17 protein-coding genes are annotated in these 21,365 nt (G+C 47.1%); 15 read left to right on the plus strand and 2 right to left on the minus strand.

Going from position 1 to position 21,365, the window contains the following annotated elements; translation table 11 throughout:
- The first annotated feature begins 3 nt into the window (after positions 1–3).
- Together HW443_RS00485 and HW443_RS00490 are read left to right on the plus strand one after the other, a co-directional pair.
- Positions 4–1,683 carry a DEAD/DEAH box helicase gene (locus tag HW443_RS00485; protein ID WP_176235245.1) on the plus strand — a complete coding sequence of 560 codons (1,680 nt, stop codon included), beginning with the start codon at positions 4–6 and terminating at the stop codon, positions 1,681–1,683.
- Positions 1,684–1,756: 73 nt separating this feature from the next.
- Entirely contained in the window at positions 1,757–2,923 is a 1,167-nt protein-coding gene (locus HW443_RS00490) for a hypothetical protein (RefSeq protein WP_176231266.1), read from the plus strand.
- Here HW443_RS00490 and HW443_RS00495 read toward each other — a convergent pair.
- A complete protein-coding gene (locus HW443_RS00495; protein WP_176231265.1) occupies positions 2,901–3,392 on the minus strand; it encodes an aminopeptidase in 492 nt (163 codons plus the stop codon). The genes HW443_RS00490 and HW443_RS00495 overlap by 23 nt on opposite strands.
- A 79-nt stretch (positions 3,393–3,471) precedes the next feature.
- Here HW443_RS00495 and HW443_RS00500 point away from each other — a divergent pair, with 79 nt between their 5' ends.
- The 10 genes from HW443_RS00500 to HW443_RS00540 all read left to right on the plus strand — a co-directional run bounded on the left by HW443_RS00500 (position 3,472) and on the right by HW443_RS00540 (position 17,254).
- Positions 3,472–3,702, plus strand: a complete 231-nt coding sequence (locus HW443_RS00500; protein ID WP_176229289.1) for a DUF2281 domain-containing protein — start codon at positions 3,472–3,474, stop codon at positions 3,700–3,702.
- Positions 3,683–3,874 carry a hypothetical protein gene (locus HW443_RS00505; protein ID WP_176226030.1) on the plus strand — a complete coding sequence of 64 codons (192 nt, stop codon included), beginning with the start codon at positions 3,683–3,685 and terminating at the stop codon, positions 3,872–3,874. Before HW443_RS00500 ends, HW443_RS00505 begins: the two co-directional genes overlap by 20 nt.
- 249 nt (positions 3,875–4,123) lie before the next feature.
- Positions 4,124–4,312 (plus strand): hypothetical protein, encoded by a 189-nt coding sequence (locus HW443_RS00510; protein ID WP_176226028.1) that lies wholly within the window; start codon positions 4,124–4,126, stop codon positions 4,310–4,312.
- Positions 4,313–4,380: 68 nt separating this feature from the next.
- Positions 4,381–5,253: a DEAD/DEAH box helicase gene (locus tag HW443_RS13200; RefSeq protein WP_246273237.1), complete on the plus strand. Its 873-nt coding sequence runs from the start codon at positions 4,381–4,383 to the stop codon at positions 5,251–5,253.
- 349 nt (positions 5,254–5,602) lie between these two features.
- Complete coding sequence (locus HW443_RS13205; RefSeq protein WP_258189785.1) at positions 5,603–7,708, plus strand: helicase-related protein; 2,106 nt, start codon at positions 5,603–5,605, stop codon at positions 7,706–7,708.
- Complete coding sequence (locus HW443_RS00520) at positions 7,705–10,395, plus strand: DUF1156 domain-containing protein (protein ID WP_176235242.1); 2,691 nt, start codon at positions 7,705–7,707, stop codon at positions 10,393–10,395. Before HW443_RS13205 ends, HW443_RS00520 begins: the two co-directional genes overlap by 4 nt.
- Before the next feature lie 5 nt (positions 10,396–10,400).
- Positions 10,401–13,118 (plus strand): TrlF family AAA-like ATPase, encoded by a 2,718-nt coding sequence (locus HW443_RS00525; RefSeq protein ID WP_176235241.1) that lies wholly within the window; start codon positions 10,401–10,403, stop codon positions 13,116–13,118.
- 12 nt (positions 13,119–13,130) lie between these two features.
- Positions 13,131–14,357, plus strand: coding sequence for an ATP-binding protein (locus HW443_RS00530; protein WP_176237815.1), 1,227 nt, complete (start codon positions 13,131–13,133; stop codon positions 14,355–14,357).
- Positions 14,354–16,963: an ATP-binding protein gene (locus HW443_RS00535; RefSeq protein WP_258190433.1), complete on the plus strand. Its 2,610-nt coding sequence runs from the start codon at positions 14,354–14,356 to the stop codon at positions 16,961–16,963. The genes HW443_RS00530 and HW443_RS00535 overlap by 4 nt, the downstream gene beginning before the upstream one ends.
- A gap of 72 nt (positions 16,964–17,035) precedes the next feature.
- Entirely contained in the window at positions 17,036–17,254 is a 219-nt protein-coding gene (locus HW443_RS00540) for a hypothetical protein (RefSeq protein WP_176229284.1), read from the plus strand.
- Between the two features lie 103 nt (positions 17,255–17,357).
- Here the strand turns inward: HW443_RS00540 and HW443_RS00545 are convergent, their stop codons facing one another.
- On the minus strand, positions 17,358–18,464 hold the full coding sequence (locus HW443_RS00545; protein ID WP_176237816.1) for an aminopeptidase: 1,107 nt from the start codon (positions 18,462–18,464) through the stop codon (positions 17,358–17,360).
- A gap of 122 nt (positions 18,465–18,586) precedes the next feature.
- Between HW443_RS00545 and fdhD the strand changes: the two genes are divergently transcribed.
- The 3 genes from fdhD to HW443_RS00560 form a co-directional block, all read left to right on the plus strand.
- Positions 18,587–19,453, plus strand: coding sequence for a formate dehydrogenase accessory sulfurtransferase FdhD (gene fdhD / locus HW443_RS00550; RefSeq protein WP_176237817.1), 867 nt, complete (start codon positions 18,587–18,589; stop codon positions 19,451–19,453).
- Positions 19,454–19,592: 139 nt separating this feature from the next.
- The gene (locus tag HW443_RS00555) at positions 19,593–20,864 is read left to right on the plus strand and encodes an ASKHA domain-containing protein (RefSeq protein WP_258190434.1); all 1,272 of its coding nucleotides are present in this window, start codon (positions 19,593–19,595) and stop codon (positions 20,862–20,864) included.
- Positions 20,849–21,365 (plus strand): ISAzo13-like element transposase-related protein (locus tag HW443_RS00560; protein WP_407079628.1); only part of this gene is annotated, 517 nt, incomplete at its 3' end. The genes HW443_RS00555 and HW443_RS00560, both read left to right, overlap by 16 nt.

Below are 21,365 nucleotides of genomic sequence, written 5' to 3' on the forward strand. Positions count from 1 at the left end.
CCCGTGAAGATCGAGCTTTTGAAGGGCGAGGCGATAACATCCTTTTTCCAGCAAGGAATATCTCCCCTCAAAGAGACGCTGCTGTTTATTGATTACGCCTTTCTCACCATCCAGGGCGGCTTCGACGAGCTTCTGTGCCTGAACGCGACGTCGGCCGTGGAAAAATACTGGCATCAGATCGAGACCGTGAAGAAGGTGCTCAAGCTGTTTCACGGGCGGGCCCTCCTCTGCGACGAGGTCGGCCTCGGGAAGACCATCGAGGCGGGGATGCTCATCAAGGAGTACCTCATGCGGGGCATGGTGAAGAACGTCCTGGTCCTGACCCCGGCGCCCCTCGTCTCGCAGTGGAAGGAAGAGATGCAAGCCAAATTCGGCATCGAGTTTCTGACCACGGACGATGAGGAGTTCACAAGCGACCCGGCCGGCTTCTGGAAAAAGCGGTTCATTATCGCGTCTCTCAATACGGCGAAGAGCGCCAAAAACATGCCGCTGGTCACGGAGCAGTTCTACGATCTCGTGGTGGTGGACGAGGCGCACCACCTCAAGAACAGGGCCGCCCTCTCGTGGAAGCTCGTGAATCAGCTCAAGAAAAAGTTCATACTGCTGCTCACGGCCACGCCGGTCCAGAACAACCTCATCGAGCTGTTTAATCTCATTACCATTCTGAAGCCGGGACAGTTTAAGACGGAAAAACAGTTCAAGCAGGACTATCTTCAAAAGGGGAGCCTGAAGGCAACGGCGGACAAGGACCGGCTGAAGGCGCTGCTGCGCGACGTGATGATCAGAAATACACGGAGCGCCATCGATCTCAAGCTCCCGAAGCGGTTCGCCACGACCGTCAGGCTCGAACCATCGGAGACGGAACGGGAGATTTATGCGCGTCTTGACGGATTTATCAGAAAACACGGGTTTCAGAAGCAGACGATCTATCTTCTTCTGCGGGAGGCCGGGAGCAGCCCCTTTGCCCTGAAGCAGACGCTCCTCGCCATGAACGGAAAGGACGGCGCAGACGGCATCATCGAGGCCATCGGCGACCTCAGCGACATCGGCAAGGGCACGGCGCTCATGGAGATACTCTCGAAGAACCCAGGCGAGAAGAAGATCATCTTCACCCAGTTCATCAAGAGCATAGATTACATCGCCGGTCTTCTGGAGCGGCACGACGTCCCCTTCGTCATGTTCAGGGGAGACATGTCTCTCAAGGAAAAGGACGCCGCAATCGCGGCGTTCAGGAGCGACATTCCGGTTCTCATCTCCACGGAGTCCGGCGGAGAGGGCAGGAATCTTCAGTTCTGCAACACCATCATCAACTTCGACCTCCCGTGGAACCCCATGAGGATCGAGCAGCGGATCGGAAGACTTCACCGGATCGGCCAGACCCGCGACGTCTTTATCTTCAATCTTTCCGTGAAGGACACTATTGAGGACTACATCATCGATATCCTCGACAGCAAGATCAACATGTTCGAGATGGTCATCGGCGAGATCGAGCCGATCTTGGGACATCTGGGCGAGGACCGGGACTTCGAGGACATCATCCTGGAGATGTGGCAGAAGACCGGCAGAGAAAATCTGAGGGAGGGTTTCGAACAACTGGGCAGCGATCTCGTCAAGGCGAAACAGAACTACCTGAACGCGAAAGCTGCCGACAGCGAGATATTCGGCGAGGACTATGAGATGTAAAAGTTCGGAGTTGTGAGTTCGGAGTGCGGAGTAAAAACAAAAAATGCGGAAGGTTCGATCGCGGTGAATACCCATGAATAAAACACTGCCTGATGTCATAGCCGATGTGCTGACGTACCATGGCGCCGTCGTTGATAAAACGGCGGAGGATTGCCTCGATGTCGTGGCCCCTCCCGAAATTGCGCCGCTCCTCGACGTGCCGGAGTACGTGAGGCTGAGTTTTTCCTATGGCGGGACCTGCGAAGATACGGTCAGCGCAACCTTTGACTCCAAGTTTTTCGGTTCCCTGGGGAAACTCTTTGCCAACGCGGGAAAATTCGCCTCGGCGCGCTTTGAGCCGTCGCTCCCGAACATCGAAAAAACAGCACGGCTTGTCGATGAAAGGTTCGTCTTCCACAACGCCATCTTCCGTCCGGACAGGGTCGAGACATCAGACATATCGTATCTGCTCGTTTGCTTAAAATACACCGCGGTGTCCGACGAAAAGCATGAAGGCATCGTGCCGGTCCTGATAAACGGCACGAATCTCTCCACGATCCCTCTGGAAGGCGCGTTTGACGAGGTTTTGAAAAACCTGCAGGAGCTGGATTCCGGCGCCGACGAAGAACAGAACGTCGAAAACCGCATACGGGGAAACCTTTCGTTGACTCTGGGCTCTGAAGCGCTGGCCAAGACGTTCCATGCGGCCTGTGCCGCCGGGGTGCAGATTGTACTGGAACGACAGCAGGAGTTCATCAAAAGTCTCGATCGGCGGCTTAACCGCGATGTGAAGCGGGTTTTCGAGTATTATGATGCGCTGAAAGGAGAAATCGATCGAAAGCGAGAGCAAAAAGGCGTGGAGGGCAGCGACGGCAAAACCGATTCCCTCATGAACAAGCTGAATGCAATCGAGGCTGAGCGGAAGGGGAAGATTCAGGACTTGATCGCAAAATACGCTTTGAACATCAGGATAGAGCCGCTCACGGCAGTCGCGATCGAGACCCGGGTACCCCTATTCTGGATTACGATCAAGCGGCGGCTTGCTGCCAGGAGCTTTCCCGTCACCTACAACACGATCGTCGGCGGGTTCGATGCTCTGCCGTGCGAGTCGTGCTTTCACCCGCGCGGAGGCTACTCCGTCTGCGACGACAAGCTGCATATCGTTTGCGGCGAGTGCTTTGCGACGTGTCCTTCCTGCGGCAGGCAGTACTGCAAGGCATGTCATAAGGATACGTGCCCTAAATGCAAAAGGAAGAGTTGAGATGAAGTATATCCCAATGAAGGTCGGAGTCGTTTTGGCCGCCCATGGTCTTATTGTTTCCAATAGCAAGGTGGACGGTGCCTATGATTTTCTCGTCAGTCAGAGTATAGCCCACCATTTGGGTAATCATGGGGTTTAGCCCGATACCCAGTTCGGCAATGAGGTCCTTGTCCCCGCTGGCGTGGTTAACTAGATCCAGATAGTGCTCCAGCCCCTCTTTGGCCCGGACCGGGTGGGCTCTTCCTTCTCTGAAATCCAGCTCCAGGTCGACAATTCGCTTTCCCTCCCGGATAATCAGATCAAAGATGACCCTCCCGTTAGTTCCGTGATGAAGAGGAGCTACAAATACCATGGAAAGTGGATGGCAGATCAATAACTTTATAGTACAATCTAAGTAGGCCATATGGTCAATAATTATGAGATACTTGGGTGAGGCAAGTCCAGCAAGGTAATGTCCTGAGAGCCTCATCCTGGCCGGAAGCCGAGAATCAAGGAGAGAAAAATCTAAGAGGTGATGTGCAATGTCGAACCTAAGAAAGGAGAGAGATATGACCGTGTATGACGTAACCATGGCCAAGATTCGCCAACTGCCGGAGTCTCTCGCGCAGGAAGTGAGTGACTTCGTAGAGTTTCTGCTGATGAGACGTGACAGTACTCGCTGGCAATTGTGGACCCAGTTCGCTGAGGCGTTAGAAATGGCCGAATTGGATTTCTCCGACTACTTACTCAATCTGGAAGATTATGAGAATCGTTTAGCCCGTGGAGAGATCCAATGGTGACAATTACAGGAAGGCAGATAGATTTCACGGGATCAATATTATGACCATCAAAGGGGTTACAGTAGTCGGAAGCGAAAATGTTGTGAACAAGGAATACTCTGACCTTTACGAAGTTCTTAGTGAGCCGAAAGATATTATTGGCGAGACTGAAAGAAGGCTGTTTGCGGCATGAGAGAAGAAAAAGCAACTACACCCAGGTGGGAAGAATTTCACAGATGGGAAAGAGCATACGAAATGGAGCGCCTTAGAGGGCTCACACCAGCTCAGAAAATTGAAATCTGTCAAGAACTTTTTCAGGCAGTGTTAAGAATTCGAGGAGAAAAAGTTCGAAGCGCCTGGGGTTCAGACGAGGAAGAGAAGGAAAGTCCTCATATCCAATACTGGATAAATTTGAGAAAATCTCTCCTCAAAGGGTCTTAGGATGATTCTCAAAACTTTGAAAGATATCGCCCGACTTCTCAGCAAGGAGGAGATTCCTTATATGGTCACTGGCGGTCAGGCGACAATTCAGTACGGCATGCCAAGATTGACTCAAGATATCGATATCACAGTTGCCCTAACCTCTGAAGATGTTACGAAGGTTATAAATGCCGCCAGATGCAGAAAATAAAGAATGGCTCAACCGATGGGAGCAAATAAAAGAGAAGGCCAAGAATGACCATATGTGGGGGCATTAGAATGATGATTCAAATTCAGCCAGATGACATTCTTCGAGGGCCCTTTTGGCCAGAAAAGATCCGAGTAATATCGGTCAAATCTATCGGAGAAAGCGGGATCAAAATTGAGGCTGTAGGGATAGAAACGAGAGCGTTTTATAATCCCATCCTTTCACAGGAAGATATAAAAACTGTCGAAATCACTGAAGAGAAACCTTTTCAATTCTCTGGGGATGGGGAATGCATATTTCTCTACCTGGAATCTCATCGAATAAGAAATGCCTTTCAATTTGACCCGCTTTATGCGGTAAACATCTCTCAGATTGACCCTTTGCCTCATCAGATTGAAGCTGTCTATCATTACATCATGCCCAATCCCCGTATCCGTTTTCTTTTAGCAGATGATCCTGGTGCTGGAAAAACTATCATGGCCGGGCTTCTTTTGAAAGAACTTAAGTATCGCGGGCTTGTGGACCGAACCCTTATTGTTATGCCCGGGCACCTCAAAGACCAGTGGCTCAGGGAGATGAAGGAAAAATTCCAGGAGAATTTCATCGTTGTAGATAGAGATGTGATGAGCGCAGCCTGGGGACAGAATGTGTTTACAGACAGAAATCAGATCATCATATCCATGGATTTTGCCAGGCAGGACGATGTCATGTTTGCTCTTAAGGACTCTGGATGGGATTTATGCATCGTTGATGAGGCTCACAAGATGTCCGCTTACAAATATGGCGAAAAAGCAAGCAAAACCCAGAGATATAACTTAGGAGAACTCCTCTCACCACTCACCACTCACCAGCTATCTGCTTTTCCTCACTGCAACACCCCATCGAGGAGACCCGGAAAACTTCCGTCTGCTGCTCGACCTCTTGGAGCCGGGCTTCTTTGCTGATACGGCAATGCTTTCTGAGTCCATTCAAAACAAAGATAATCCCCTATTTTTGAGGAGGCTTAAGGAGGATTTAAAAGACTTCGAAAGGGCTCCACTCTTTCCACCTCGAAAGGTGGAGACGGTTAAGTATTATCTCTCTAATGATGAAAAGAGGCTTTACAACGGGGTTACGGAATACGTTGAAAAGCACTTTAACAGAGCTCTGGAAAATGAAAAACATAATGTTACTTTTGCTCTCACCATTTTACAGCGGCGCCTTGCTTCAAGTGCCCGTGCCATAAGAAAATCCTTAGAGCGTAGATACGAGCGGCTGAAGGAACTCTATGAAAAAGGGCAGCTCATTCAAGAGGTGGGATACGACGAAGAGTATCTTGAGGATTTAGAGGAAAAGGAGCGGTGGAAGAAGGAAGAAGAATTACTGGAAAAACTCACCTCCGCAGAAACTCTCGAAGAACTGAAAGAAGAGATAAAAAAGCTTGAGGAGCTCGGGTCTCTTGCTAGGGAGGTTGAAAAGAAAGAGATTGAAACGAAACTGAATGAGCTTAAGAAGGTAATGGATGCTGAAAAGCTTCAGAAGTCGGAGATAAAATTACTGATATTCACAGAATCCAAAGATACCTTGGAGTATTTGGTCGAGAAGCTGAGAAAGTGGGGCTATTCAGTTACATTCATTCATGGTGGAATGAATCTTGACCAGAGGATTAAGGCTGAAAATGATTTCAGGAATCAAGCCCAGATTATGGTATCCACAGAGGCAGGCGGAGAGGGCATTAACTTGCAGTTTTGCTGGCTTATGGTTAACTATGACATCCCCTGGAACCCCAATCGCTTAGAGCAGAGAATGGGCAGAGTTCATCGCTACGGTCAGCAGCACGAGGTTCATATCTACAACCTTGTAGCAGTGGATACGCGGGAGGGTCGTATTCTGGAAAAACTTTTCGAAAAACTCTCCCGCATTCGAGAGCATCTTGGCTCAGACAGGGTCTTTGATGTTGTCGGCGAGGTCCTGGTGGGAAGGAGTTTAAAGGATCTTATCGTAGATGCCATTGCCAACAGGCGAACGATGGAGGAGATTCTAAAAGATTTTGAAAGAATTCCCGATGAGGTGGCTATTGGCAAAGTAAAGGAAGCAAGCCTGGAAGCCTTAGCTACCCGCCACATTGATTTAACCAGAATCCTGGGCGAGCAGCGAAGAGCGAGGGAAAACAGGCTTGTTCCAGAATACATCGAGGAGTTTTTCAAAAGGAGTGCTAAAGCACTGGGTATTGCGATGAAGAGGCAGGATGGTTTCTGGCATGTAACTTCTGTGCCTTTCGAGATCCGCAATCAGCCTTACGACCTCAAAGCAAAGTTTGGTGAGGTTCAGAGAGAGTACAGCAAGGTCTCCTTTGACAAGGAGAAGGCTTTCAAAGGTCAGGCAGAATTTGTAGCGATGGGGCACCCACTCCTAGAGGCGGTTGTAAGTGCTATTTTAACTCGTTATGACCGGATTGCAGGCGAAGGTGCTACCTTCCTTGACCCCGCAGGGAAGAAAGATGGCATCATATGGTTTTTTGAGGGGGAAATAAAGGATGGGAAAAACATCACAGCGGGCAAAAGATTGTTTGCTGTTTACCAGGAGATTAACGAGCAAGCTTTATCCTTCGTCAATCCTGCCATACTCTGGGATTTGAAACCGCTGAATAAAGAGCAATCACAGGCTTCTGAACTCTCTTGCCCCTCTGACGCAGATACAATCAAATCCTTTCTTGTAACTGAGGGACTTGAAAACTACAAGAAAGAACTTCTAGAGAGACGGCAGCGGGATGCTGGAGTCAAAAAGAAGTACGGAATCCGCTCCCTTGAGTCGACGATCCTTGATTCAGATGCCAAGATTTCAGATTATGAAACAAGAAGGATGAAAGGGGAAAACATACCTGAAGCCACGATTCAAAATGAAGTTCGAAGAAGAGAAGACTTAGAACGCAAAAAGCAGCGCCTGCTTAAAGAAATCGAAGCCGAAGTCCATCTCTATGCCACTGAACCTACAATCATCGGTGCTGTGAGAGTCCTTCCCGGCAAGATGCAGGGAGAGATGATTGCTGATGAGGAGATCGAACAGGTTGGGATGGAGGTTGCTCTGGAATATGAAAAAAGACAGGGTAGGGAGCCGGAGGATGTACATCTTGAGAATTTAGGCTACGACATCCGTTCCAGAGATGAAATGGAAAACTATCGCTATATTGAGGTCAAGGCGAGGGCAAGAGAAGGTGCAGTTGCACTGACGCCCAATGAGTGGCTTATGGCGAAGAGGCTCAAAGAGGAATACTGGCTCTATGTGATTGTTAATACTGCTACACATCCTGAACTCTACGTCATTCAGAATCCCGCGACGCACCTTAAGCCCGAGGAAGAAGTAAGCATCGTAAGGTACATCGTCAAGGATTGGAAAAATAAGTCGGAGAGGGCAAATTGAATAAGTCTTTCATAGAAGTAGACTTCCCTGTGAAGGAAGTAAGCGAAGAATCCACTCGTGAGAAAAACATCCGCCACGGGCACATATCCACGCTTCACATCTGGTGGGCTCGCAGACCTCTTGCTTCTTCAAGAGCCTCTATCTATGCTGCACTCATGCCAGAGCCAAGGGACGAGGAAGAGCGATTGAAGCGGGCGCATTTCATAGCCAACCTCTCCAAGTGGGAGAACTCCCTCAATAAAAGTCTCATCCAAAGGGCAAGAGAAGAAATCTTGAGCGCAAGCAATGGAAAACCGCCAAGAGTCCTTGACCCTTTTGCTGGAGGCGGTGCCATACCGCTTGAGGCCCTGCGATTGGGATGCGAAACTTATGCCAGCGACCTGAATCCGGTCGCTGTGCTTATTTTGAAATGCACACTTGAGTATCCGCAGAAGTATGGAAGAAAAAAGGTGAAGAGCAACGACCTTTTCGGTGAAAAGGAAATCAATCCATTACTTGAAGATGTGAAGAAATGGGGTAACTGGGTTTTGGAAGAGGCAAGAAAAGAGATTGGCCAATTCTATCCTGAAGAGAAAGACGGTTCAATTTCCGTAGGCTACATCTGGGCAAGAACCGTGAAGTGTCAGAACCCAGCCTGCGGCGCGGAAATACCTTTGGTAAGGCAAACATGGCTGGCCAGGAAGGATAAAAAGAAAGTTGCCTATAAGGTGATTCCAATAGGCAACAGAGTTGAGTTTGAGATTAGGGAGGGCGACTCAATCGATTTTGACCCTGAGACTGGCACAGTATCAAGAGCGAAGGTCATCTGCCCCTGCTGTGGTTCTGGCTTGAACGATAAAGAGACGAGAAAGCAGTTTCAGGAAGGAAAAGCAGGACAGAAGATGATTGCGGTTGTTCTGCACCATCCAAAAAGGCAGGGAAAGAGTTATCGCCTTGCAACAGAAAAAGATTTGGAGATTTTCGGAGAAGCGGAGAAGCATCTGGAGAAGAAAGGACAGGAATTATTTGACAAATGGGGCTTTGACCCTGTGCCGGATGAACCGTTGCCACCAAAAGAAACTCTTGGCTTCCGTGTGCAAAGATATGGAATGCTCAAATGGGGCGACCTTTTCAACCCCCGCCAGAAGCTGGCGCTGATAACATTTGCGGAGAAGGTGCGGCAGGCATACAGAAAGATGCTGTCTGAAGGTCTGGAGGAAGGTTATGCGAAGGCGGTGGTGAGTTATCTGGCGTTGGGGGTGGATAGATTAGCGGATTTTGGTTCTGTTCTTTGTGTCCTAAATGTTACTGGTGGTCGAGGAGTTGTTCATACGTTTGGACGGCAAGCATTACCAATGGCTTGGGATTATATCGAATCAAATCCTTTCAATCCCGTTGCTGCTGGTTGGCCAACTGCTTGTGAAAAAAACGAGAAATGGATCCAGCATGCCTCACAGACAGCCTATACTCCCGCCATCGTCACGCAATCCTCCGCCACCTCTTTACCCTACGGCGATAACTTCTTTGACGCGGTCATAACTGACCCGCCTTATTATGACAATGTGCCTTATTCCTATCTTTCTGATTTCTTCTATGTCTGGCTAAAAAGAACAATCGGAGATTTGTATCCAGAACTCTTTGCCACTCCATTAACGCCAAAGACAGAAGAAATCGTGGCTTACTCCTATGGAGAGGGTGGATTTGAAAGTGGGAAGAAGTTTTTTGAGGAGATGATTGCTAAAGCCTTCCGTGAAATACAGAGGGTTTTGAAACCTAATGGTATTACCTGTACCGTATTTGCCCACAAATCCACAGAAGCATGGGAAACCATCATAAACGCTCTTTTAAATTCCGGGCTTTATCTTACTGCAAGTTGGCCTGTTCATACCGAAATGAAAGCCCGCCTGCGTGCAAGCGAATCTGCGGCCCTCGCCTCCTCCATCTACATGGTCTGCTGCAAGCGAACCGAGAAAAAAACAGCCTACTTCAATGAAATCAAGCCTCAGATTGAGGTAAGAATCAAAGAAAAGCTCGACCAGTTCTGGAACGAGGGCATAGGTGGAAGCGATTTCTTCATCTCTGCCATTGGTCCAGCGATGGAAGTGTTTGGAAAATACGAGGGCGTTGAGAAACTCTCTGGTGAGAAAGTTTCGGCAAAAGAACTGCTTGAGTATATTCGCAAAAGTGTGAGCGAATATGCGCTTACAAAGATTCTCAAAAGCCCGCAGTTGGGAGGCATTGATGAGGAGACGAGATTTTATCTTCTCTGGCGCTGGACTTACAACTCCGCAAAGGTGCACTTCGACGATGCGAGAAAACTGGCACAGGCAGTTGGTGTGGAAATCACAGAGCAGTGGGGAAACGGGTTTATCAAAAAAGAAAAGGAGTTTATCTCAGTTCTGAGTGCAAAAGAAAGAGGCAGAAGCTTTCTTGAGAAACAAAAATTCGAGAGCATGATAGATATTCTCCATGCCTGCCTTCTCTTCTGGGAGCAGAACAACCGGAAGGCAATATCAGAGCTTCTCGAAGAGACAGGCAATTTAAACAACAATGCCTTCTGGCAGGTGGCCCAGACGATTTCCGAGGTTCTGCCCGACGGAGATAAGGAGAAGCAGATGCTGCAAGGTTTCCTCTACGGGAAAGAGAATTACGGCAAGACAGGGGCAAGGGTTGATCAATATCAAATGATATTGTTTGAGAAGGGATAATCACTATGACTAATAAAAATAGCGAATTCACTCAAATTCTGAAAAAGCTTAAGGGGGCAAGATTTTATTGGGCAGATTTGCATATCCACACTCCAGCGTGGCACGGTTTTAAGTTGCCATCCGGCGCAAGAACAACCGATGAAAAATGGAAGACAGAATTTGCCTTAGAGTATATTAGAAAAGCACAAGAAAATGGCATTAGTATCCTGGGAATTACTGAACATAATGACGTTTCGTGGGTGGATTATGTAAGAAATGCCGCCGCAGGAACCGGAATAAAAGTTTTCCCAGGATTTGAGATAACTACCAAAAGCGGTGCTGATGGTATTCATATTTTGTGTCTTTTTGACCCAGATATAACAAAAGATATATTAGATGGTTTACTCTCTAATTTCGGACTCTTGCCGAACCAAAGGTTTTATGATGATGGAAGTCCTAAAGTGGTTACAAAGGACTTAGAGGAAATTATAGAAGCGGTAAAGAAACAGGGTGGAATATGTATTGCGGCTCATGTCTCTTCAGATAATGGACTGTTAGCAAAGACAGAGGGACAGATCAGGGTGGATCTATTCACAAATCCCGATCTTTTGGCGGTTGAAATTCCAGAAGGCCGAGAGGCATTAGGGAGTTTTGAGAAAAAGGCTATTTCCAATGAACTTGATAATTATAAGCGTAGATTTCCAATAGCCTGTATTAACTCTTCGGATGCCAAGAGCATTAATGAAATAGGAATGAGAAAAACCCTTATTAAGATAAGCTCTTTTACGGTGGAAGGCTTACGAGTGGCCTTCTTGGACTGGCAGTCTCGTATTCGCTTGCAGGATGAGTTACCTAAGCAACCTCTTCGATTCTCAAAGATTCTTGCCGTCAAGTGGGAAGGTGGTTTTCTTAATAACGTTGGGATCCACTTCAATGATAATCTTAATTGTATTATTGGCGGCAAAGGAACCGGAAAATCCACTGTTGTTGAAACAATTCGTTATGTCTTTGAAGAAAAGGTAAAGGCAAGTGAGATTGAAAAACAATATAACGCAATTCTCAAAGAAGTTTTTAGGAGTGGATCGAAAGTGTCTGTCTTGATTGAGGCTCACCACCCTGCGCCAAAAAGGTACATCATAGAAAGGATATACCCTCAACTACCTGTTATCAAAGAAGAGGATGGGACAATCCGTGGTGACCTTAAGCCCAACGATATTTTTAAGATTGAGGTCTATGGACAAAAAGAAATTTATGAAATCTCGAAAGACCGTCAATTCCTTTTTGCTCTTTTGGATCGATTTGTAGGCGACAGATTGGATTCCCTAAAAGAGGAGCAAAAAGAGCTTCTCAGTACATTGGAAGAGAATAAAGCTGACCTTCTACGGTTACAACGCAGTATCTCTTTAGCAGAGGAAAAAATTGCTGATGCTCCTTCTTTAGAAGAAAAGATTAAAACATACAGAGAAACGGGAATTCAAGAAAGCCTTAGAGAAAAGAGACAATATGCTAAAGAAGAGCAGCTTCTGCAACGTAGTCGGGAGAAGTTAGAGCAGTTTTCTGATCTACTCAAGCATTTTAAAGGGGAAATTGATCTGGATGCATCCTTTTTACTTCAAGCTGACAAAGATGAACTCCCTAACAAAAATATTCTTCATAGGGCGAGGGAGATTATAGAGAGCCTATCTAAGGCAATTGGAAAGTCTACAAGAGAGATGGAAGATTCATTGCAAAGCGCCATCGAGAAATATCAAGGTGCAGAAGTTTTGCAGAAATGGCAGGAGTTGAACAGAAAGCAAAATGAACGCTACGCAAAGATATTAAGAAGCCTGCAAGACAAATTCAAAACAGTTGATCCTGATGAGCTTGTAAGGCTGGAACAGAAGGTTGAACAGCTTAAGCTAATAAGGCAGGAGAAAGAGAAATATGACCTCCAATATGAGGAGTTAGAAAAACAGCGCAACAATTTACTCATAAGTCTCCAGAACAACAGGTCTCAAGCATATCGAACCAGAGAACAGGTGATGAATGAACTCAATGAGAAATTAAATGGAGCCCTTAGAGTTAGGCTGAGGTATCAAGGTGAAAAGCAAGAATTTATGAAGAGGTTAAAGCAATTAAAATCAGGTCTTAGGGAGGAACAACTTGATCGTATTATTAAGTCAGACGATTTCTCTGTTCTTGAATTTACCCGTGCCCTTCGAGCAGGTGCTGATAGCCTTGTGCAAAAATATAGAATTCCGTCCGCATCTACTGAGACCCTCTGTAGGTCAATTTCGCAGGAGGAATTGTACAGCTTAGAAACCTTTGAAATACCAACTACAGCCATCATTGAGCTCAATCTGGGCTCCAAAGAGGCTCCAAACTTCAAAAACATTGGGGATTTGTCGGTTGGCCAGAAATGCACCGCACTGTTGACCCTGATATTGCTTGAAAACCCATATCCCCTTGTGGTTGACCAACCAGAGGATGACCTGGATAACACCTTTATCGTCAATGATATTGTAAATCGTTTGCGTCGGGAAAAAGAGCACCGACAGTTTATCATCACAACGCACAACGCTAATATTCCGGTTCTGGGTGATGCAGAGCTTATCATTCCCCTTGAGGCGACAGCTGACCAGGCAAACGTGGAGGAAGGATTATGTGGTTCTATTGATGATGAACTCGTCAAGGAAATAGTTAAGAAGGTACTGGAAGGTGGAAGGGAAGCATTTGAGATCAGAAAGGAAAAATATGGCATATAGGAAGGACTGGAAGTGACAAAACTTGAATTATTAGAAATCATTAGAAATGGCGAAAGTAGCTATAGCGAATTTAAATTAGATTCCATCAGTCCTAATGAATTAGCAGAGGTTTTTGTCGGATTTGCTAATTCTGATGGGGGCAAGGTGTTGTTAGGACTAGATGATAATGGTGATATTATCGGAATAACAAAAGATAAGATTGAAGAATGGGTCATAAATATCTGTCGAAATAATTGCGAACCGGGAATAATTCCCTTGGTAGAAACAGTTGAGGTTGAGCCAGCTAAAAAAGTCATGGTTGTTACGATTCCCAGAGGGTTAGGTTCTGTATATAAAACAAACAGAGGAAGATGGCGTATACGGGTTGGCTCTACGACTCGTGAGGCTTCTACTGAAGAATTAGCAAGACTCTTCCAACAGAGAGGAATGGTTCACTTTGATATTGCCCCGGTTCCGAAGGTAGGATTTGGGCAACTCGATATGCGAAGGGTAAGATATTATTGGGAAGTAATACGGAAGATAAAGTTAGATGAAGTTGAAACTAAGTTAGAAGACCTGCTTCTCAATTCGCAAATAATGACTCAAATAGATGAGGGCAAATTCTTAACTATCGCTGGCACGCTTATTTTTGCCAAGAACCCAGAGAGGTTTTTGCCACAGGCAGGTATTACAGCAGTTAGATTTAAAGGCAATGATTTATCATACGAAACTTTAGACAGAGAAGATATTGAGGAAGCATTAGTAAATTCATATGATGACGAAGGGAAGATAATTGAATATGGGGTAATAGAAAAGGCAATAAGATTTGTAGAAAGAAACACCTCAACCTTTTCGTATATGGATGGTATAGTGAGAAAAGATATTCCACAGTATCTCAAAGAGTCTGTCAGAGAGGCAATAGTAAATGCTGTAGCTCACAGGCACTACAGCATAATTGGTTCTAAAATTCGGTTGTTTGTTTTCAATAACAGATTAGAAGTAAGGAGTCCAGGCAAAATCCCTAATACGGTAACAATCGAACAGATGAAGGCTTCCTGCCATTATGCAAGAAATCCTGTTATTGTGAAATTCCTTCAACACTTTGGCTATGTTGAAGACATAGGGTTGGGCATACCAAATAAAATAATCAAATTGATGAAAGAACATTCCGGAAAAGAGCCCGAGTTAAAGGAGTTGGGTGAAGAATTTATTGTTACTCTATTTCCAGCAGAAGCAAAAGAAAATATGGAGAGGGGATGAAAATGACCCTACCATCCTGGTGGCAGGTAACAATCCCTCATAGGGACATAAGAGAAGGAAAACTGAGCGAGGCAATCTTTGCCGCTGATTTAGGAGATGTGGTTTATGGCAAGGCGCCTCTGGAATATCGGGATGCGAGCATCTTTTTCCAGAAGACATATCTTACGCAAGGCTTAAAAAATCTCCTTGAGAACGTGCTTTCCCGTTTGAGCGGTGGAAAAGGCGATGCAGTGATTCAGCTCCAGACACCTTTTGGCGGAGGCAAGACCCACGCCCTTCTGGCACTCTACCATGTCGTGAGACACAGAAAAGAGATAGAGCACCTAACAGCAGTGTCAGAACTTCCTGAGGCAAAGGATGCAAAGGTTACAGTCTTTGTAGGCACACAGGCAGATGCCGTTTCCGGGAAGACGCCCTGGGGAGAGATTGCTGAACAATTAGGGCAGTATGAAATCATAAAAGAGCACGATAAAAAGCGCATCGCACCTGGAAAGGAAAAACTGAGACAGATTCTTGAAGCATCAGGTCCCACCCTTATCCTGATGGACGAGATTCTAGAATATATCGTCAAAGCCAATCGGGCAGAAAAGGTGGAGAAAATCACTCAGGGTCAGACCCTTGCCTTTCTACAGGAGATTTCCGAAGTGGTCGCATCCTCTGAGAATTGCGGTCTGGTCATTACTCTTCCGGCCAGCATCCTTGAAAGATACGACGAAGAGGCAGAGAGGTCTTTGCAGCAGTTGCAGAAGATCTCGGGGCGAGTAGAAGCAGTTTATACACCCGTAGAAGGAGTGGAAATCTACGAAGTAATTCGCAAGAGGTTGTTTGAGGATCTTGGGGATGAGAAGACAAGGAGACAGGTGGCTGAGAGCTACTTCAAACTCTATCAGAGCTTGAGCACGGACGTCCCGTCAGAGGTCAAAGAGATAGAGTATAGAGAGCGGATAGAGCGGGCCTATCCCTTCCATCCTGAACTCATTGATGTGCTTTACGAGAGGTGGGGCTCTTATCCTACCTTTCAGAGGACAAGAGGGGTCTTGAGACTTGTGGCAGAAGTGGTGGCGGACCTCTATGGGGGGAAGGTAGTATCACCGCTCATTCAGTCTTCGATTGTTAATCTTGAAAACCAGACCATACGAAGAGAATTCATCAAACACATTGGCAATGAATACGACAGCGTTATCTCTGCAGATATCGCAGGTAAGAATGCGAAGGCACCAAGAATAGATAAGGAGATGGGCAGCGAATATGAAAGGTACGGTACTGCGAAAGGTATAGCCACTTCGGTATTTCTTTACTCCTTTAGCGCAGGTGCAAGCAGAGAGACCACACTGCCAAGGATTCGGGTGGCACTGCTTAGGGAGGGGATCCCAGCAACCATCGTGGGTGATGCTGTAGCCAAGTTAGAGGAGGAACTCTGGTATTTTCACTCCGAAAGAAAACAGTATGCTTTTCGCAATCAGCCTAATCTGAACCGTGTAATCGTAGACAGAGAAGAGACTATTTCTGAAGACAGAATCCGAGAAGAGCTTAAAGGCCTTATTCAAAAGAATGCAGGCCGTGCTCTTGAAGTTTATCTCTGGCCGGAGAGTGCATCAGATATTCCAGACAACAAAAACCTCAAACTTGCTATTCTCTCACCCAGCTGCTCCTATGACTCAGATAAGGGAAAAAGACTTGCCGCCGAACTTTTCGAGAAGGCAGGCCTTGGATTCAGGGTGTACAAGAACACTCTTTTCATCCTGCTGATAGACGACAACCAGCATGTTTTCCTGAATAAAGCCTTGAGGCGACTTTTAGCCCTTGGGGAGATTCAAAGTGATAAGTCTCTCCTTGAAACCCTTACCAGGCAAAGCCAGGAAGAACTTAACAAGAAGTTGAAGGAAACGGAAAAGGAGATGCCGTTTAAGATTCTCATGGCTTATAGATATTTGGGCGTGTTAGAAAATGGCGGCATCAATTGGAAGGATTTGGGCATTCCTACAGTAGGAAGTAGCCAAACAATCTCTGAAAGAGTGAAGCAGTACTTGAAAGACCAGGAAAAATTGCTTAGCCGTCTTACCCCTAAATACCTGCTGGACAAGACCTTTGGTAAGGATGAAAACGAGAAATCGTTAAGAGAAATATATGAGCTACATCTTAAGACTCCCGGAATGCCGCTTCCAGAAAGTGAGGAGGTCTTGCTGGACGCAGTCATAGAGGGAGCCAGGACAGGAATCTTGGGGGTTAGGGAAAACACAGAGGTTTACTATAGGCAAGAGGTGACTCCCACCATAGATTCTATAGTCTTGCGAGGAGAAGTAGCAAGTAGGATAAAAGAAGGAGAAAGAGAAGAAGAAAGGAAGGGAGGGGCAGAGGAAGAAGAAATTGTAAAGAAGGGAGCGATCAGGAGAGTGACTTTACGAGCCAAAATACCGTGGGATAAACTATCTGCTGTGATAACCGGGGTCATTCGACCTTTAATGGATAGAGGTCTTCCGCCTGAGATTACCATCGAGATCCAGGCAGATTCTGTGGAGGGCTTTGACAGAACCACGCTGGACAGTAAGGTAAAAGAAACCCTCAGGCAGATAGATGCAAAAATAGAAGAATGGAAAGAAGAATGATTCGGTGATAGCATAAAAGGTTCGTATCTTATTAGGCGACATATTTCGCGACTTTGTAGAGAGGAGTGCAACATGAGAGCATACGAATTCCCAGTCAAAGTAACACCTGAGGGGAGATTGGAACTCCCTAGTGCTTTATTGAAACTATTGCCGAGTAGCCAGGTGGTCCGGGTTATCATTCTCATTAACGAACCCACGGATCTGGAAGAGCAAGCGGCCTGGTCTCGCCTGACAGCAGAGCAATTTTTCAGTGGCTACAGCGAAGCGAACACTGTCTACGACAGGATTTGAGCAGCGATGGAAAGTTACCGTCCGGGAGAAGTTATCCTGCTGGTATTATCCATTGCGAGCTAAAGCTGTATGCCCTTGGGGCGTGCCATAAACCGCCAGGATGTTAGCTGTACTCCTCCGCAAATCTCCCCTTCTCCATCAACATCACCCCATCTACCACAACCGTCGGTTTCATCACAATCATATCCCAATGAAGGTCGGAGTCATTTTGGCCGCCCATGGTCTTGTTGTTACCAATAGCAATATGGACAGTGCCTATGATTTTCTCGTCAGTCAGGGTATAGCCCACCATCTGAGTGATCCTGGGGTTTAGCCCAATCCCCAGTTCGGCAATGAGGTCCTTATCCCCACTGGCGTGGTTAACTAGATCCAGATAGTGCTCCAGTCCCTCTTTAGCCCGGACCGGGTAGGCTCTTCCTTCTCTGAAATCCAGCTCCAGGTCGACAATTCGCTTTCCCTCCCGGATAATCAGATCAAAGATGACCCTCCCGCTAGTTCCGTGATGAAGAGGGGCTACAAATACTTCCCCGCTGGGAATGTTCAGAAGTACAGCTCCCTGCTTCAAATCCTCTGAGCTAATTCTTCCGTCATCGCTAAAGATGGGTCGGTCGCCCAGCTCTATTGTGAGATCAGTTCCTTTTTCGTTGGTGATATGTACACTTTGGGAGTCTTTCAGAAGCCTCTGGATTTTGGCAGCCTGCCCCCCCAGCTTTTCATAGTCAATGTCCACGGCCGACCAGAACATTCGGTAGAAGGAATCGAAATCTATGCCCAGGTGTTGGGCTTGCTCTGCTGTAGGGAAGCCGATACCCACCCAGCGACATCCTCCCTTTTCCAGCCTGTTCCAGCGGTTTTTGGAGTAAGATCTCATGCCTGCCAGCCTCTTTCCACTTATGTCCTTGGATCTGGCTGGATCCTTCCTCTCCATGAAACAGGAAATGATCACCTGGGCCGCCTCCACTACTGACCGGTGAATTTGGGAAGGGATTTCCAGATACTGGGGGTCTGTCTCGGTCAGGGTTCGATAGACGAACTCATCGCTGTAGGCGCATATAAGAGGATCTGCTCCTATCTTTTTGCATTCAATGGCAATGAGATCTCCCAGAAAGAGGGTGTCTTCCCGGACGTCGATGAGAACACTCTCCCCTTTTTGGATATTCAGGCATTCATGGACAATCTTGTTAGCAATGGCAGGAAAATCTGGTTTCAATTTAGCCTCCTTGGTCTACTTTTCTCCGTATGGTATCATAACATGTAGGTTAAATAGACTTATTCATGTCTTCGGATAACCTGCCAAGTCTGGATAATTTATAAGAGAACTCAGAGTCTGTAATGTCTAGTATTCCAGATGTTCCTCCTGGCGTCATCAAAAGAAAGGTTGTACAAATCAGAGGAGCTTCAGCCGAGGTGATCCCGGATCTGGTAGCTATGGAAGAGCCTCTGGTCATCGAGCTGAACGGCAAGACCGTGGCGGTGATGATGAGGCTTCCTGGAGATGAGAAGGAGCTGGCCGCAGGGTTCTGCATAAGTGAAGGACTGGTACCGCATTTCCAGGATATCACCCTGATCCATCATTGTGGGCAAAGTTCCCCTATGGTAGATAGCGAGGACGGACTGGAAGAGTCCAGAAATCTGATCCAGATTAGTGCCAAAAGGGTAAACGAAGCCCTCCTGCGGGAGGATAAAGTAATGATGATCCGCTCAGGCTGCGGTCGGGCTGATGTGCGGGGGCTCGACGAGCTTCTGCCCAGATGTGAGAGTGACAGCAAAGTATCTCTGGAGACCATCTTCAGCCTGGTTAGAAAGCTCCAGGGTGTCCAGATAGTCTATCAGATGACCAGGGGTTCCCATATTGCAGCTCTGTTCGATTTGTCTGGAGAATTAGTGGTCTTCAAAGAGGATATTGGAAGACACAATGCCATTGATAAGGTGATCGGACACTGTCTGTTTCGGGGAATAGAGTTGAGCGACAAGCTCCTGTTCAGCAGTGGGCGCATAAGTTATGAGATGGTGGTAAAGGCCATCAGATCCAGGATTTCTGTCGTTTTATCCTTCTGTGCCCCTACCTCGGTGGCCCTGGAGCTGGCGGAGGCCAGTGGCTGTACCGTAATAGGCTTTCTCAGGGGGAGTAGGGCCAAGGTTTATACTAATCAGTGGAGGGTTTCAGCTGGTAGAGTTACGATAGTATCAGGGGAGTAGGGCCAAGGTTTATACTAATCAGTGGAGAGTTTATCCCGTGGCTCCCGCATAGGGGAAAGGACAAGAAATCGACCAGGAAGCCAGACCAAATCAGAATCAAAAAAACGGAAAGTTCAAGGTAACTTTCCTTCCCGATAATGTGACTATCTATGTGGAGCAAGGAGAGAACTTACATCGGGCTGCGGTGGCCGCCGGTGTCCATGTTGATGCCGCCTGTGGAGGAAATGGCACCTGTGGTAAGTGTCGGGTGCTCATAAAAAAGGGAAGGGCTAAATCTGCTCCCAGTCCGAACCTGAGAGAGGATCTGGTAGAGAAAGGCTATGTTCTGGCCTGCCTGGCCCCAGTGGCTGACGATCTGGTGGTAGAGGCGCCCTCCTCTGACTTCGCCACCGCAGTGATCGAGGATGGCACCGCTCTTCTGGCCAGGGCTATGAGGGCTCAGGAAGCAACTCTTAAACGTAAGATCAAGATCGAGGAGCCCGAATTGAACCCCCGGGTCCGAAGATATTTCCTGGAAGTAGAGCCACCTGATCTCAGCCGTGTTACCAGTGACAAAAGCAGACTCAAAAGGGCTATCAGGGAATCCACGGGCCGGGAAGAGATATACCTTCCCCTGTCGGTCATGCGCACCCTGCCCCACCATCTGCGTCAGGAAGGATGGAAAGTTACGGTTACTTTAGACAGACCCTCGGGGGCTGTCCTGGAGGTGGAGCCGGGGGATAGTTCTGATGAAAACTATGGTCTGGCCATCGACATAGGTACCACCTCAGTGGTGGTCTATCTGGTGGATCTGAATACCGGCAAGATAAGGGCCACTGCTTCCAACTATAACCGGCAGATTGAGACTGGTGACGATGTCATCTCCCGTATCGTCTTCTCTCTAAAAGGGGATGGACTCCGTCTCCTGCAGAAGCTGATTGTGGATACCCTCAACGATCTTATTTACCAGGCTGCCAAAAAGGCGGGCATAAACAGCAGACACATCTACTGTGCCTTTGTGGCTGGTAACTCCACCATGATCCATCTCTTTATAGGCGTCTCACCCAGATATATCAGAGAGGAACCCTATGTTCCCGCAGCTAACCTCTTTCCGGAGACTACAGCCAGGGATCTTGGTCTCAGGTCTGCCCCCAATGCAGTAGTCCACTGTCTACGAGGGGTAGCCAGCTACGTGGGAGCTGACATCACAGCGGGCCTTTTGGCCAGTGGACTGACCAGAGACGAGGAACTGACTCTCTTTATGGATATCGGGACCAATGGTGAGCTAGTCATAGGGAATAAAGACTGGCTGGTGGCCTGCTCCTGTTCTGCCGGACCCTGTTTTGAGGGCGGAGGGGTAAGGGCTTGTAACAAAATAAAGTTGACTTTTTGTACCGGCCATGCTAAAATAAAAGCATGGAGAAAAGGATAAAAGAAGAAGTTATGCTGAAAGTATTATCAACTCTGAATGAAGCACAATCTCGCTGGTATGTTGCCAAGGAGGCGATAAGTCTGGGGCGTGGTGGGCTAAAGCGAATGTCCGAGTTAACGGGGCTATCACGGCCTACCATCCTGAAAGGAATGAAGGAATTAAAAAGTGGCCAGGATTTATCAAAGATAGCGGAAGGGAAAATCCGTAAAGAAGGAGGAGGGAGGAAAAGACTTACTAATCTTGATTCAGCGCTTGTAAAAGATCTTACACACATTATGGATGAGAATACAGCAGGGGATCCGATGAGCCTGTTGAAGTGGACTGGAAAATCTACGCGCAAAATTGCAGATGAGATGGTCGACCTTGGGCACCCCATGAGCGCAATGAGTGTCTGTCGAATGTTGAAGGAAATGGGTTATTCTCTTCAGGCAAATGTAAAAACAAAAGAGGGGAAAGAACATCCTGACAGAGATGCTCAGTTCAAGTATATTAATGAGCAAG

Origin of the sequence: Candidatus Hakubella thermalkaliphila, from assembly GCF_013281975.1 — a bacterium.
GTDB lineage: Bacteria > Actinomycetota > Humimicrobiia > Hakubellales > Hakubellaceae > Hakubella > Hakubella thermalkaliphila.